The following is a 14192-nucleotide window of genomic DNA, read 5'->3' on the forward strand; positions in this document are numbered from 1 at the left end:
GCTACCAGTCGCTTTCGTTTTGCAGGAGGTCGCAAATCAGCTATGGATTTGCGGCACTTGCAAGCTAGGTATAGCGCAACATCAGCAAGCCGCACTTTAGCGCTGCCTCGAGGGAGCCTCCGAAGATGTCCGACGACGAAATCATCCTGTCCGAGCTTTCCGACGACGAACTCGTGCAGCAGATGCACGACGACCTGTATGACGGGCTCAAGGAAGAAATCGAGGAAGGAACGAACATCCTGCTCGAGCGCGGCTGGGTGCCCTACAAGGTGCTGACCGAAGCGCTGGTCGAAGGCATGCGCATCGTCGGCGAGGATTTCCGCGACGGCATCCTGTTCGTGCCGGAAGTACTGCTCTCGGCAAACGCCATGAAGGCCGGCATGTTCATCCTGCGCCCGCTGCTCGCCGCCACCGGTGCGCCCAAGCAGGGCAAGATGGTCATCGGCACGGTCAAGGGCGACATCCACGACATCGGCAAGAACCTTGTCGGCATGATGATGGAAGGCGCTGGCTTCGACGTCATCGACCTCGGCATCAACAATCCGGTCGAGAACTATCTCAACGCCATCGAAGAGCATCAGCCCGACATCATCGGCATGTCCGCACTTCTGACCACGACAATGCCTTACATGAAGGTCGTCATCGACACGATGAAGGAAAAGGGCATCCGCGACGACTACGTCGTACTCGTCGGCGGCGCGCCGCTCAACGAGGAATTCGGCAAGGCCGTCGGTGCCGATGCCTACTGCCGTGACGCGGCTGTCGCCGTCGAAACCGCCAAGGACTACATGAAGCGCAAGCACAATCTGCGCGCTGCCGGCTAACGACAAAGGGCCGCCCCTTGCGGCGCGGCCCTTTCATTCCGATCTGATGAGAAGTGTGACGGCGTAGTGCCTTATTGGACTGTGTCCTCGATGGCGTTCGCCGTACCTTTGACATCCTTGCCGACGCCGCGAATGGTGTTGGCGCAGGAGGCCAGCGCGAGCGCGCAGGCAATGACGGCGATCGGTGCCAGACGTGACAGTTTCATGGACGGTGTCTCCCTCTCTCGATAAACTTCGTCCTAGAGCAACGAAGGCCGGTTCGACTGGTTCCATGGCCGCAAAGCAAACAACGAAACCCGACGTCGAAAACAGGCTGCTGGTCATAGGCTGCGGCATGATTGCGCGCGAGGTTTTGGCGGTCAAGCAGCAGCTCGCGCTCGAGCACCTCGAACTGACATGCCTGCCGGCCGATTTCCATTTCCACCCCAACCGCATCGCGCCGGCCATGGACCAAGCCATCACCGAAGCGAAGGCGGAAGGCTACCAGCACATCTATGTCGGCTATGCCGATTGCGGCACCGGCGGCCTGCTCGACCGTGTCTGCGAAAAGCATGGCGTCGAGCGCATCGCCGGCCCCCATTGCTTTGCCTTCTACCAGGGCGCGGCTGCCTATGCGCAAGTCGGCGAGGCCGACATGATGTCGTTTTACATGACTGACTTCCTGTGCCGGCAGTTCGAAGCCTTCTTCATCAAGCCACTCGGCCTCGACCGGCACCCCGAGCTGGTGCAGGACTATTTCGGCAACTACGAGAAGCTGATCTACCTCGCCCAGACCGACGATCCAGCGCTCGACAAGGTCGCCGAGGATGCCGCCAAAATGCTCGGCCTCGGTTATGAGCGCCGCGCCACCGGCTATGGCGACCTGCCCGAGGCTCTTGCCAACGCATCGGACGCTGCGGCACATCATCAAAGAGCCTGATTCCTCTCTTGAGGTTCGGCCTTTGGAGAGGTTTGCCATGGCTTTTCGACGACTGATTCTCGCTGCTGCCCTAGCCGCCACGGCGACCTTTGCGCATGCCGATGGCGTGGTGCAGAAATTGATCACGCCGGCCGACAAGGCCAGGCTCGAAAACTACGACGCCACGCGCAAGGGAGCGCTTCAGGAGGCCAAGGCCGGGCTGGCGCGCGAAGTCGCCGTGCTCAATGCGATCGTCGCCAAGAAGCCCCTGTCGTTTTCCGATTTCGACATGACCGGCAACTGGCAGTGCCGCACCATCAAGGCCGGAGGCCTCGGCCCGCTCGTCGTCTACAATTGGTTCAAGTGCAAGGTCACCGACGACGGCTCGGGCTGGATGCTGGAGAAGATTTCCGGCTCGCAACGCACCAAGGGTCGCTTCTATACAGAAAGCGACAGTAGGCTGATCTATCTCGGATCCGGCTTCGTCGCCGGTGAGAAGCCCAAGGCCTATGGCCGTGGCCCCGATACCGACCAGGTCGGTTATGCCTTCCGCGCCGGACCGGCGGAATGGCGCATCGAGTTCCCGGCACCGCGCTACGAATCGAAGCTGGACATCATCGAATTCCGCCGTTGATGTTGCATTCTGCGCAAAGCGACATCACATTCGCACCCTCCGGGGTCATCAAGGATTAACCTGGCCGTCGCACACTGCGATGGGGATTGGCGCGTTAAAAAGCGGGCCGCAAGTGGGCTGAAGGCTGAATGTTAGGGCAAGACAACCAAACCGACGCAGGCGAATTCGATGCGGCGCCGAAGCGCCGCCGTGGCCGGCGCCTGTCCGCGATCTTCGCCCAGATCGCCCGTGATGCCAAAGGCAACATTTCGATCGGCGACATCAGGGACACGCTCGGCAAGCGCAGTTTCGCGCCGCTCCTGGTGCTGTTTGCCGCCTTCAACATGCTGCCGCTGCCGCCGGGCGCCTCGGCTGTCCTTGGCCTTCCGCTGCTTATCGTTGCCGCACAGATGGCCTTCGGCAGCAACCGCGCCTGGCTACCTGACTTCATCACCCAGCGTTCGCTGTCGGCAGAGCAGTTCCGCACCGTCACCGACTGGGTCATTCCAAGGCTTATCCGCCTCGAACAGGTGGTGCGGCCGCGCTACTGGCCGTTCTGGCGCAAGCGCGGCGACCGCGTCATCGGCATCATCGCGCTCATCCTTTCCGTCTCGATCACGCTTCCGATTCCGTTCGGCAACTGGCTGCCGGCCTTTGCTACCGCCCTTCTCGGCTTGGCGCTGTCCGAGCGCGACGGCATCCTGTTTGCCGTAGGCAGTGCTGTCGGCGTGGCCTCGCTCGCCGTCGTCTGCGCCGTTGTTGGCGGCGCCGGCTTTGCCACGCACGCCTTCCTGGCCTGGCTGGGGTAGACTGAATGGACCGCAGGCCGATCGTCTTCGTCACCGAAGGCGGCGAACATATCTGGGCGATCATCAACAGCCTGACCGATCGCTTCGGCCCCATAACAGTCGTTCTGGAAACGCCCTACTCCAAGCGTGACCTGCTGACGCGTCGTGCCAAAAAACTCGGCTGGGTCTCGGTGGCCGGCCAGTTGGGCACGATGGTGCTCATCCGTGTCGCCAAGAGTTTCCTGAGCGGCGGCATCGAGCGCATCGTCGCCGAGGAAAAAATGGAAACCGCGCCGCGTCCCGGCCAGGAGATCGTTTCGGTCGCCTCCGCCAATGGCCCCGAGCTCATCGACGTCATTCGCAAGCTTGAGCCCGCCGTGGTGTTCCTCGCCAGCTGCCGGATGCTGTCGGCGAAGACGCTCGCCGCCATCCCCTGTCCCGTCATCAACTACCACTCCGGCATCAACCCGAAATACCGCGGCATGAATGGCGGCTATTGGGCGCTTGCCACCGGCGACCACGGCAATTTCGGCTCGACCGTGCATATTGTCGATGCTGGGGTCGACACTGGTTCGGTCCTCTATCAAGCTAGGGGAACGCCTGCAAAAAGTGACACCATCGCCAGCTATGCGATGCGGCAGGCAGCCTTCTCCCGCGACATCTGCGTCAAAGCGGTCGAAGACGCATTCGCCGGCCAATTGACGCCTGTCGATACGGGCCTGCCCTCACGGCAATGGTACCATCCGACCATCTGGCAGTACCTCTGGACGGGCGTCCGCCGCGGCGTCTGGTAGACGCCCTCCCGGCAATTCTCACTTTATCTTTTTGCGACAGGAGATCGCGTCGCTTTTGAATGCGCGCGCGTCGTCCCATAACAAGCGGCACCCGCATGGTTGCGGCAAAGCTCAACGTCACTGAAAGCGAGACCGAAATGGCCGACCTGATCATCGTCTACTGGCGCGACATCCCTGCCCAGGTCATCGTCAAGAAGGGCCGGCAGAACGCCAAGCGCGAATTGCCGCTGCGTTTCACCGAAGCGATCGACATGTGCGCCATGCGCACGGGTGCCGGCGACACCGACGCCTATCTGGCGGAATGGCGCAAGGCCGCACCGGTTCCGGTCGGCGACGACCTCGAAGCAGAAGCCGACAAGGCAATGGCTGAGATCGATGCGAATTTCACACGCGAGCGGCTGGTCGCTCTCGTCAAGGCAGGCGGCAAGGACGATGGTTGATACCCAGCCGACAGTAACCCAGGCGACTTTGGTCAAGAAGGCCGCGCCGAAAAGCGACTACAAGCCAGCCGACGTGTCGCCACAGCGACGCGTCCAGCGCAGCTACACGATAAGGCTGTGGTCGATCCGCCACTCGCGCCTGCTCGAGTGGTTCTACAGCCGCTTCGCGGACATGTTCCTGCTGCTTCATCCGCTGTGGAAGGGGATCGGCTATGGCCGCGTCGAGGCCCCGATCAAGTTTGTCGAGAAGCGGGTCAAGGGCCTGATGTTCGACTGCCGCATGTGCGGCCAGTGCGTGCTGTCGTCGACGGGCATGTCCTGCCCGATGAACTGCCCCAAGCAGTTGCGTAACGGCCCTTGCGGCGGCGTCCGTGCCAATGGCAATTGCGAGGTCGAGCCCGACATGCCCTGTGTTTGGGTCAAGGCCTGGGAAGGTTCGCGCAACATGGTCAAGGGCGACGCCATCCTCAACGTCCAGAAGCCGGTCGATCAGTCGCTGCGTGAAACCTCGGCATGGCTGAGGGTGACCGCACAGGCTGCCGCAACGCGCGAAACCGCCAGCAAGGAAGTCGCATGACCCCGCCGCGCCCGCGCCAGCCCGACGAACATCCCGATGGCATCGACCTGCCGCTCGATCCCCTTCCCGGCCATTCCTCGCGCGGCCGCCTCGAGCGCGTGCTGCGCCGTGGCGAGTTCGCCGTCACCACCGAACTGAACCCGCCCGACAGCGCCGACCCCGAAGACGTCTACAATCGTGCCAAGATCTTCGACGGCTGGGTCGACGGCATCAATGCGGTCGATGCTTCGGGTGCCAACTGCCACATGTCGTCGGTCGGCATCTGCGCGCTTCTGACCCGCATGGGCTATGCCCCGATCATGCAGATCGCCTGCCGCGACAAGAACCGCATCGCCATCCAGGGCGACGTGCTTGGCGCCGCCGCCATGGGCGTGGCCAACATCCTGTGCCTGACCGGAGACGGCGTGCAGGCCGGCGACCAACCCGGCGCCAAGCCGGTGTTCGACCTCGACTCGATGTCGCTGCTCGAAACCGTGCGCATCATGCGCGACAACGGCAAATTCCTGTCGGGCCGCAAACTGACAACGCCGCCGCAGCTCTTCCTCGGCGCCGCGGTCAACCCGTTCGCGCCGCCTTATGATTTCAGGCCTGTGCATCTCGGCAAGAAGATCGCCGCCGGCGCTCAGTTCGTGCAGAGTCAGTACTGCTTCGACGTGCCGATGTTCCGCACCTTCATGAACCGCGTGCGCGACCTCGGCTACGACGAGAAATGCTACATCCTGGTCGGCGTAGGCCCCCTTGCATCGGCCAAGACCGCCAAATGGATCCGCGCCAACGTGCCCGGCATCCACATTCCCGATGCAGTCATCAAGCGCCTCGAAGGCGCCCAGGACCAGAAGAAGGAAGGCAAGCAGCTCTGCATCGACATCATCAACGAGGTCAAGGAGATCGCTGGTGTCTCGGGCGTCCATGTGATGGCCTACCGGCAGGAGGAATATGTCGCCGAGATCGTCGATGAATCGGGCGTGCTGAAGGGCCGCCGGCCATGGAAGCGCGAGGCCCGTGCCGACGACCAGCGTGTCGCCGAGCGGCTGGAGCACATCCTGCACGACGACGTTACCGAATCGCAGGTCGACATGGTGAAGACCGCGCACTGACAGGCAGGCGCGGCTGCCGCGCTTGAACGAAACCAGACAACGATATAAAGAAATCTTTATATCTTAGGGAGAACTTCATGACCCGCACGATCGTCGCTTCGGCGACCCGCGAAATCATCATCGGTTTCGATCAGCCTTTCTGCGTCATTGGCGAACGAATCAATCCGACCGGCCGCAAGAAGCTGGCCGCCGAGATGATTGCCGGCAATTTCGAGACCGTCATCAAGGACGCCCTGGAGCAGGCTGCCTGTGGCGCGACGATGCTGGACATCAATGCCGGCGTGACGGCGGTCGATCCGAATGCGACCGAGCCGGCGCTTCTGGTGCAGACGCTCGAGATCGTCCAGAACCTGGTCGACCTGCCGCTGGCGATCGACAGCTCGGTGTCGGCCGCGATCGAAGCCGCTCTCAAGGTTGCCAAGGGCCGCCCGCTGGTCAACTCCGTCACTGGCGAGGAAGAGAAGCTCGAGGCGATCCTGCCGCTGGTCAAGAAGTACAACGTCCCGGTCGTCGCCATCTCCAATGACGAGACCGGCATCTCGATGGATCCCGACGTCCGCTTTGCGGTTGCCAAGAAGATCGTCGAGCGTTGCGCCGATTTCGGCATTCCCGCCCATGACGTGGTCGTCGATCCGCTCGTCATGCCTATCGGCGCGTTGGGCGACGCCGGCCGCCAGGTTTTTGCGCTGCTGCGCCGCCTGCGTGAAGAACTCAAGGTCAACACCACCTGCGGCCTGTCCAACATCTCGTTTGGCCTGCCGCACCGCCATGGCATCAACGCCGCCTTCATCCCGATGGTCATCGGCGCCGGCATGACCTCGGCGATCATGAACCCGGTTCGTCCGCAGGAAATGGAAGCGGTCCGCGGCGCCAACGTGCTCAACGGCACCGACGAGCACTGCACCAACTGGATCAAGACCTACAAGGACTACAAGCCGTCGGAAGGTGGTCACGCCGTGGCAGCGCCTGTCGCCGTCAACGCACCAGGTGACGCCGCCGGCGGCCGCCGCCGCGGTGGCCGCGAAGCCCGCATGGCGCGCGGCTGATATCGGCCGTGGCACACGACGCGCCCCTCTTTCCCATAATCGTCCTCTCGGACGGGGAAGCGGAGCCGTCGCATGATTTTCCTTCTCCCCGCATGCGGGGGGAAGTTGCCGGCAGGCAGATGAGGGGCAACCCGATCGCCATAAGGTCGGTGCATACCGGAGCATTGCAATGAACTCTCCCGCCAACATCACCGATCCGCTTGTCCTGTTCATGCCTTCGGGCAAGCGCGGACGGTTTCCGGTGGGAACTCCCGTGCTCGACGCGGCGCGTACGCTTGGCGTCTATGTCGAAAGCGTGTGCGGCGGACGCGCCACCTGCGGCCGTTGCCAGGTCGAGGTGCAGGAAGGCAATTTCGCCAAGCACAAGATCATCTCGTCGAACGACCACATCTCGCCAAAGGGCCCGAAGGAAGAGCGCTACGAGCGCGTTCGCGGCCTGCCTGAGGGCCGGCGCCTGTCATGCTCGGCGACGATCCAGGGCGACCTCGTCATCGACGTGCCACAGGACACTGTCATCAACGCGCAGGTCGTGCGCAAGGCGGCCACCGATCGCGTTATCGAGCGCAATGCCGCTGTCCAGCTCTGCTATGTCGAGCTGGAAGAGCCCGACATGCACAAGCCGCTCGGCGACCTCGACCGCCTCAAGGTAGCGCTTGAAAAGGACTGGGGCTGGAAAGACCTGCTGGTCGCCCCCCACCTCATCGCCCAGGTCCAGAAGATCCTGCGCACCAAACTGCCCGACCAGCCGGAAGTCACGCCCGGCAAATGGGGCGTGACCGCGGTTGTCCACCGCGACATGGATTCCTCGCGGCCCTTCATCATCGGCCTGTTCCCCGGCTTGAAGAACGAGGCCTACGGCATCGCCTGCGACATCGGCTCGACGACCATTGCCATGCATCTGGTGTCGCTGCTGTCCGGCCGCATCGCCGCATCCTCGGGCACGTCGAACCCACAGATCCGCTTCGGCGAAGATCTGATGAGCCGCGTCTCCTATGTGATGATGAACCCCGACGGCCGCGAAGCCATGACCAAGGCCGTGCGCGAGGCCGTCAACGGGCTCATCGGCAAGGTCTGCGAAGAAGGCCAGGCCAACCGCGACGACATCTTCGACTGCGTCTTCGTTGCCAATCCGATCATGCATCACCTGTTCCTCGGCATCGACCCGACGGAACTCGGCCAGGCGCCGTTCGCGCTCGCCGTTTCAGGCGCGCTGCAATTCTGGGCGCATGAAATCGACATCGAGGTCAATCGCGGCGCGCGTCTCTACACCTTGCCCTGTATCGCCGGCCATGTCGGTGCGGATGCTGCCGGTGCGACCCTGTCCGAGGGACCATACCGCCAGGACAAGATGATGCTGCTGGTCGATGTCGGCACCAACGCCGAGATCATCCTCGGCAACCGGAACCGGGTCGTCGCCGCGTCCTCGCCTACCGGCCCGGCCTTCGAAGGTGCTGAAATCTCCTCCGGCCAGCGCGCAGCGCCCGGTGCCATCGAGCGCGTGCGCATCGATCCTGAAACGCTGGAGCCGAAGTACCGCGTCATCGGCACCGACAAGTGGTCGGATGAAGAGGGTTTCGACGAGGCATCGTGGACCACCGGCGTCACCGGCATCTGTGGCTCGGCGATCATCGAGGTGGTGGCCGAGATGTACCTGTCGGGCATCATCTCCGAAGATGGCGTCATCGACGGATCGATGGCTGAGAAAAGCCCGCGCATCATCCCGAACGGCCGCACATTCTCTTATCTGCTGCGCGAAGGCCGCCAGGGTGAGCCACGCATCACCGTTACCCAGAACGACGTCCGCGCCATCCAGCTCGCCAAGGCCGCTCTTTATGCCGGCGTGAAGCTGCTCATGGAAAAGCAAGGCGTCGAGACCGTCGACACCATCCGCTTCGCCGGTGCCTTCGGCTCGTTCATCGACCCGAAATACGCAATGGTGCTCGGCCTGATCCCCGATTGCGACCTCGACGAGGTCAAGGCTGTCGGCAATGCTGCCGGCACCGGCGCGCTGATGGCGCTGCTCAACCGCAATCACCGCCGCGAGATCGAGACGGAAGTCGGCCAGATCGAAAAGATCGAGACCGCGCTCGAGCCGCACTTCCAGCAGCTGTTCATCGACGCCATGGCGCTGCCCAACAAGGTCGACCCGTTCCCCAAGCTATCGGCGGCGGTCAAGCTGCCGCCTCGCAAGGCGGCGAGCGCGGAAGGCGAGCCTTCTGACGGGGCACCACGCCGGCGGTCGCGCGAGGAACGCGCCGCGCGTCGCTCCCGCGACTGAACCACAAGGACATCTGCCCAACCGGCGCTTCGATGAGGCTTTGCACGCCTCGCCGGAGCGCTTTTGTGTTATGATGCACGTATCGGGTGTGTTTCAACCAGGCAACCATTCGACCTAAAGTTGCCGCCCATACGAAATCGATACGAAACAATCCCGAACTAGTTTCCGCTCGTCAGCCGCCAGCGAGGTTCGCCTCAGGCGGCAAACGTGCATGGCCTCGAAAATCGAACTCGGTTTTTGGAATGGATCAGGCACCGATTCACACGAACCGCAGCGCTCATGGCGCGCCCCTGGAGGCGCGCGGCGCGGCGGGATTTGCGGGAGACGACAATGTCGATGATGAGCACCATCGGCCGCTTCGGTGCGGCCATCCAGAACGCGCGCCGCGCCGCCCGGTCCGAACGCATGCTGAACAGGCTGCCGCCGGAGATCCAGAAGGACATTGGCTGGCCTGCCCCGGAACATGGCCGGCACCACGCGACACTGTCGATCTACATGTCGTCGGATCGCTGAGGCGAATGTTTCAGCATCGCGCGCAATCTGAAACAGAAAAGCGCTAAAGCGATATCAATCTGAAACACAAACGAGCATAAACTTTTGCCCGGCCGGCGGCGCATCCAGTCTCGCGTGGTGCTGCCGGCCCGTTACTCCCAGGAGACGACCATGTCCATCATTGGAGAGTTTCATCAGTACGGTTCGGTGTTGCGCCATGCGTGCCGCGACAGCCGCATCGAGAACATGATGAACGGCTTGCCGCGCGAATTGCAGGTCGAACTCGGCTGGATCGACGGGGTGACCCATCATGGGTCGGGTCCCGCGGGTCAACTCCACAAATATGGTCGCGTGGCGATGCTGATCGACGCGTTGCCCATAGACATCCAGATCGAACTCGGCTGGCCCGTCGGCCCCCTGGCGCCAGCGACAAATGTCATCGCGTTCGCTCGGCCGAAAGCGCGCTGCGCATGACCTTCGCCGAAAAGGTCGGCCTGCTCGCCTTTCGCCAGCGCACCGCCGGCCGGCCTGCCGCGGCCGACCGGCGCCTGCGCATGGCATTGAAGCCACGCCGCCGCGCGATCTGACAGCCAGCATTTTGACAATTCAGGAATTGAAAGGAGGGCCAGATGCCCCTTTTCGACGATCTCGGCCGCATTGGCGCCCGCTACAAGCAGGCGCGAAGCGCCCGCCAAACCGCCCGCATCATGAATGCGCTGCCACCGGAGATCCAGCGCGACCTCGCCTGGAACCCGCCATCGTCGCTGATGGCGCGCATCTACCGTTCGATGGCCACTGCGGTCAGGCGTTGAAGCCTTCACCGCAGGCGCGCGCCAGAACTTGACCGCAGGTGCGCTCTAGAACTTGCCGGTCAGGTTGAAGGTCTCGAAGGCCGCGCGGATGTGGTCGGCCGCGGCCTTGACCGGCGCGCTCGCCTCGGGTGCCACGATCATCGCCAGGCTGTAGTTGCCAATCTCCGGCATGCCGTCCTTGACGCCGAGTTCGACAAGTTCGTCGCCGATGAACGACCGCGGCAGCGGTGCGACCGCCAGGTCGGAAAGGATGGCGGCTCGCTGGCCGGCCGTGTGCGCGCTCATATAGGCGACGCGATAGTTGCGGCCATCGCGGCCGAGCGCTTCGAGCGCCCCTGCCCGCCATGCGCAACCCTCTTCCCAGATCGACACGGGCAGCGGCTCGCGCAGGTGGGCGCAGCCGCCCCTGGCGCCAGCCCAGACGATAGGCTCGGTCAACAGCGTCTCGGCGCCTGCTGCATTGGCCCTGCAGGCATTGGTCAGCAGCGTGATGTCGAGCGCGCGGTCGTCCATGCGGCGCCTGAGATTGCTGCTCTGGTCGATAATGACGTCGACGGCGATCGAAGGATGCGTCTGGGCAAAACGCTTGAGCACATGCGGCAGCACGCGTTCGCCGAAATCGTCGGGCGAACCCAGGCGAACCACGCCGACGATGTCGGGGATGATGAACTTCGACACCGCCTCGCGGTTGATCGCCAGCATGCGGCGCGCGTAACCAAGCAGCATTTCCCCATCGGTGGTCAGCGTGACCGAGCGCGCATCGCGGAAGAACACCGAGCGCCCGAGAATGTCCTCGAGCTTCTTGATCTGCATCGATACGGCCGAGGGGGTGCGGAACACCGCATTGGCCGCCGTCGTGAAGCTGCCTGTTTCGGCAATCGCAACGAAGGTGCGCAGCACATCGAGGTCGAGCAGCGGCAGCGGATGATTGAGCGGTGCGTTCATGGCCAATGCCCTTCAATATTTCTGATCGAACACATCATTTCATTTCGTTTGATTGAACCTCATCCCTGAGCGATAGTCAACACCATCGAAGCAGCGGCCATGGCCGAGCGTCGACAGAGCCCGGAACGGAAGCGCCATGGTGCGCGAGACGGTTGAAGCAAGCGGTGCCCACCGGGCGAGCACCTCAAGCCGGCCTTGAACCGGCCCAGCAGGAAGGAGAGACCGCAATGTCCATTTTCTCGTCGATCGGGCGTATCGCCAGCGAACTCAACGCCGCCCGTACCCGCTTTAATACCGCCCGCTCGATCCGCTCGTTGCCGATCGAATTGCAGAAGGATATCGGCTGGCCAGAAGCCTTCGATTCCAACACCGGCTACCGTCGCGGCCACAGCGGTGAAGCGGTCTGAGCATTGTCGATGCCAGTTTGCAGGCCTGCCGCATGGTGTCGGCAGGTCATGCGAATTGCCATAGCCATGCGAGCGCCGCACGCCTGGGATGAACGGCTTGCATGGCGCCAGCGAAAACGCTCAAACTACTGTAATCATTGACTGTTTCGCCGTAGCCGACATCGCATCTGTAGGAATGTCGCATGTCGTGTCGCTTTTGAGGTGTGCCACTTCGCATTTGCAGCATAATCCGCATCGGCCAAGGCCTATATGCGCATCGTCAAACGAGCTGCCCCACTCCACAACGCGAAGGCACCCCGTGTAACCACTGTGCATGGAGACGTGTCATGAAGATTTTTGCCCGCCTGTTCGGTTTCCGCCGCGACACCTCGCTGTCGACCGCAATCGAGCGCCAGCGCCTTGCCAGAACGATGCCCGGCCAGACCGGCGCGATCGCTGCAAACCGGCTCGGCATGCTCGTCGGCTGAGTTTCATTCGATCCTTTCCTCCCGGATCGAACCATTGGAGCGGCGCAAGCCGCTCTTTTCTTTTGCGCTGCCGTCATTCGACTGCGCTGCGGACCACGACACCGCTGCTGTTTGGCCTGGCCTCGCCGTTTCAAACGCGTCATTTGCTCGCCTATTAGAGCCAGCGGCGTTTTGCCCATGTCGCAAACTTTAATTTTAGCGACAGCTTCAAACCCATTGACAGCAAGGGAATTTGCTGTTGACGCTATGCTATTCGCGACATCAAAGTCGCGTTGTTCCCGGCCAGCGCGAGGGTTCCTTGAACGCCATCAGACATCCGATCAAACGATCGCTTGTGTTCTTCCTTGTCCCCGACTTCACCATGGTCGCCTTCGCGACCGCCCTCGACCCATTGCGCATCGCCAACCGCATGCTCGGCTACGAGGCCTACAAATGGCGCCTAGCCAGCATTGACGGCAAGGCCGTGCCAGCCTCGAACGGCGTCGAATGCGCCGTCAACACCTCGCTCGACGAGGAACGCAAGAAGATGGCGGGGCCTGAGCGCCCATCGATGGTCATCGTCTGCACCGGCATCAATGTCGAGACCTACACCAACAAATCGGTCTTTGCCTGGCTGCGCGAGGAGTACAATCGCGGCGTCGCCGTCGGCGGCCTGTGCACCGGCGCTTATGTGCTGGCCAATGCCGGCCTGCTGTCCAACAAGCGCTGCGCCATCCATTGGGAAAATCTGCCTGGCTTCGCTGAAGCTTTCCCCAAGGCCAATGTCTATGCTGACCTGTTCGAGGTCGACCAGAACATCTACACCTGCGCCGGCGGCACCGCTGCCCTCGACATGATGCTGAAGCTGATCGGCGACGATTTTGACGACAACCTCGTCAACCGCATCTGCGAACAGGTGCTCACCGACCGCGTCCGCAGCCCGACCGACCGCCAGCGCCTGCCGCTCAGGGCGCGGCTCGGCGTGCAGAACTCGAAGGTGCTGACCATCATCGAGCTGATGGAGGCGAATCTGTCGGAGCCACTATCGCTGATCGAGATCGCTGACCATGTCGGCCTGTCCAGGCGCCAGATCGAGCGCCTGTTCCGCACCGAGATGGGCCGCTCCCCTGCCCGCTATTATCTCGAGATCAGGCTCGACCGTGCCCGGCATCTCTTGATCCAGTCGTCGATGCCGGTGGTCGAGGTTGCCGTCGCCTGCGGTTTCGTGTCGGCCTCGCACTTCTCGAAATGCTATCGCGAGCTGTATGCCCGCTCGCCGCAGCAGGAGCGTATCGACCGCAAGCAGCTGATCGCGGCCTGACTGGCTACTGTCGCCGGTAGGGATCGTAATCGTCGTAGCTGTCATCCTGATAATCGTCGCAGATGCACTCTGCCGACGATATCTGGTCGTTCCAGCCGCCGATTGAGCGGGCATTGCGGTCGAACTCTTCCGACGCGCCCTGCATGCCCGTGTGCTGGTAGACGACGAGGGTGCAGCCAGGCGCCACACGCACCGACGAAACGCGGTCGTTCCAGAACCGGCCGGCGCGGAAGCTGATCGACTGGTCGGCCCGCATTGGCAGGACACGGCCGCCATAGCCGTTGTGCTCGTACATCTCGCAGGCGACGTCGTCGTCATATTGGGCGTTGGCGCTGCCGGCCATCAGGACCGATGCGACAGTGGCAAGGAGTGCTAGGCGTTTCATGATTCTCTGTCCTCTTGGCCCCGACGGCG

19 protein-coding genes are annotated in these 14192 nt (G+C 62.7%); 16 read left to right on the forward strand and 3 right to left on the reverse strand.

What is annotated here, in order from left to right:
* Positions 1-125: 125 nt before the first annotated feature.
* The gene (locus tag ACSQ3E_RS00535; RefSeq protein ID WP_115731653.1) at positions 126-824 is read left to right on the forward strand and encodes a corrinoid protein; all 699 of its coding nucleotides are present in this window, start codon (positions 126-128) and stop codon (positions 822-824) included.
* Positions 825-895: 71 nt separating this feature from the next.
* On the opposite strand, the gene ACSQ3E_RS00540 is transcribed toward ACSQ3E_RS00535, so the two are convergent.
* Positions 896-1030, reverse strand: a complete 135-nt coding sequence (locus tag ACSQ3E_RS00540; protein WP_067960946.1) for an entericidin A/B family lipoprotein — start codon at positions 1028-1030, stop codon at positions 896-898.
* A gap of 65 nt (positions 1031-1095) precedes the next feature.
* On the opposite strand from ACSQ3E_RS00540, the gene ACSQ3E_RS00545 reads away from it, so the two are divergent.
* From ACSQ3E_RS00545 to ACSQ3E_RS00600, 12 genes are all read left to right on the forward strand, one after another.
* On the forward strand, positions 1096-1743 hold the full coding sequence (locus ACSQ3E_RS00545) for a DUF1638 domain-containing protein (RefSeq protein ID WP_436121197.1): 648 nt from the start codon (positions 1096-1098) through the stop codon (positions 1741-1743).
* A 37-nt stretch (positions 1744-1780) separates the two neighbouring features.
* The gene (locus ACSQ3E_RS00550; RefSeq protein ID WP_436121198.1) at positions 1781-2356 is read left to right on the forward strand and encodes a DUF4893 domain-containing protein; all 576 of its coding nucleotides are present in this window, start codon (positions 1781-1783) and stop codon (positions 2354-2356) included.
* 128 nt (positions 2357-2484) lie between these two features.
* The gene (locus ACSQ3E_RS00555; protein ID WP_436121199.1) at positions 2485-3144 is read left to right on the forward strand and encodes an exopolysaccharide biosynthesis protein; all 660 of its coding nucleotides are present in this window, start codon (positions 2485-2487) and stop codon (positions 3142-3144) included.
* A 5-nt stretch (positions 3145-3149) separates the two neighbouring features.
* Positions 3150-3917 carry a formyl transferase gene (locus ACSQ3E_RS00560; RefSeq protein ID WP_436121200.1) on the forward strand — a complete coding sequence of 256 codons (768 nt, stop codon included), beginning with the start codon at positions 3150-3152 and terminating at the stop codon, positions 3915-3917.
* A 137-nt stretch (positions 3918-4054) separates the two neighbouring features.
* On the forward strand, positions 4055-4357 hold the full coding sequence (locus ACSQ3E_RS00565) for a virulence factor (protein ID WP_436121949.1): 303 nt from the start codon (positions 4055-4057) through the stop codon (positions 4355-4357).
* Positions 4350-4934 (forward strand): methylenetetrahydrofolate reductase C-terminal domain-containing protein, encoded by a 585-nt coding sequence (locus ACSQ3E_RS00570; RefSeq protein WP_184697716.1) that lies wholly within the window; start codon positions 4350-4352, stop codon positions 4932-4934. The genes ACSQ3E_RS00565 and ACSQ3E_RS00570 overlap by 8 nt, the downstream gene beginning before the upstream one ends.
* The gene (locus tag ACSQ3E_RS00575; RefSeq protein ID WP_310317676.1) at positions 4931-6031 is read left to right on the forward strand and encodes a methylenetetrahydrofolate reductase; all 1101 of its coding nucleotides are present in this window, start codon (positions 4931-4933) and stop codon (positions 6029-6031) included. Before ACSQ3E_RS00570 ends, ACSQ3E_RS00575 begins: the two co-directional genes overlap by 4 nt.
* A 77-nt stretch (positions 6032-6108) precedes the next feature.
* On the forward strand, positions 6109-7077 hold the full coding sequence (locus tag ACSQ3E_RS00580; protein ID WP_436121201.1) for a methyltetrahydrofolate cobalamin methyltransferase: 969 nt from the start codon (positions 6109-6111) through the stop codon (positions 7075-7077).
* Positions 7078-7246: 169 nt separating this feature from the next.
* On the forward strand, positions 7247-9355 hold the full coding sequence (locus tag ACSQ3E_RS00585; protein WP_310317671.1) for an ASKHA domain-containing protein: 2109 nt from the start codon (positions 7247-7249) through the stop codon (positions 9353-9355).
* A 330-nt stretch (positions 9356-9685) separates the two neighbouring features.
* Positions 9686-9868 carry a hypothetical protein gene (locus tag ACSQ3E_RS00590; RefSeq protein WP_436121202.1) on the forward strand — a complete coding sequence of 61 codons (183 nt, stop codon included), beginning with the start codon at positions 9686-9688 and terminating at the stop codon, positions 9866-9868.
* Positions 9869-10018: 150 nt separating this feature from the next.
* Positions 10019-10321, forward strand: coding sequence for a hypothetical protein (locus ACSQ3E_RS00595; protein WP_436121203.1), 303 nt, complete (start codon positions 10019-10021; stop codon positions 10319-10321).
* A gap of 155 nt (positions 10322-10476) precedes the next feature.
* A complete protein-coding gene (locus ACSQ3E_RS00600; protein ID WP_310317664.1) occupies positions 10477-10659 on the forward strand; it encodes a hypothetical protein in 183 nt (60 codons plus the stop codon).
* Positions 10660-10704: 45 nt separating this feature from the next.
* Here ACSQ3E_RS00600 and ACSQ3E_RS00605 read toward each other — a convergent pair whose 3' ends face one another.
* Positions 10705-11604: a LysR substrate-binding domain-containing protein gene (locus ACSQ3E_RS00605; RefSeq protein WP_067960915.1), complete on the reverse strand. Its 900-nt coding sequence runs from the start codon at positions 11602-11604 to the stop codon at positions 10705-10707.
* A gap of 227 nt (positions 11605-11831) precedes the next feature.
* Between ACSQ3E_RS00605 and ACSQ3E_RS00610 the strand changes: the two genes are divergently transcribed.
* The 3 genes from ACSQ3E_RS00610 to ACSQ3E_RS00620 all read left to right on the forward strand — a co-directional run bounded on the left by ACSQ3E_RS00610 (position 11832) and on the right by ACSQ3E_RS00620 (position 13778).
* Positions 11832-12011: a hypothetical protein gene (locus tag ACSQ3E_RS00610; protein WP_067960912.1), complete on the forward strand. Its 180-nt coding sequence runs from the start codon at positions 11832-11834 to the stop codon at positions 12009-12011.
* 326 nt (positions 12012-12337) lie between these two features.
* Positions 12338-12478: a hypothetical protein gene (locus tag ACSQ3E_RS00615; protein WP_436121204.1), complete on the forward strand. Its 141-nt coding sequence runs from the start codon at positions 12338-12340 to the stop codon at positions 12476-12478.
* A 361-nt stretch (positions 12479-12839) separates the two neighbouring features.
* Positions 12840-13778: a GlxA family transcriptional regulator gene (locus ACSQ3E_RS00620; RefSeq protein ID WP_353622437.1), complete on the forward strand. Its 939-nt coding sequence runs from the start codon at positions 12840-12842 to the stop codon at positions 13776-13778.
* 4 nt (positions 13779-13782) lie between these two features.
* Here the strand turns inward: ACSQ3E_RS00620 and ACSQ3E_RS00625 are convergent, their stop codons facing one another.
* Complete coding sequence (locus ACSQ3E_RS00625; RefSeq protein WP_310317650.1) at positions 13783-14163, reverse strand: peptidase inhibitor family I36 protein; 381 nt, start codon at positions 14161-14163, stop codon at positions 13783-13785.
* Positions 14164-14192: the final 29 nt, after the last annotated feature.

It is taken from the genome of Aminobacter sp. LjRoot7, assembly GCF_964252895.1.
GTDB lineage: Bacteria > Pseudomonadota > Alphaproteobacteria > Rhizobiales > Rhizobiaceae > Aminobacter > Aminobacter aminovorans_B.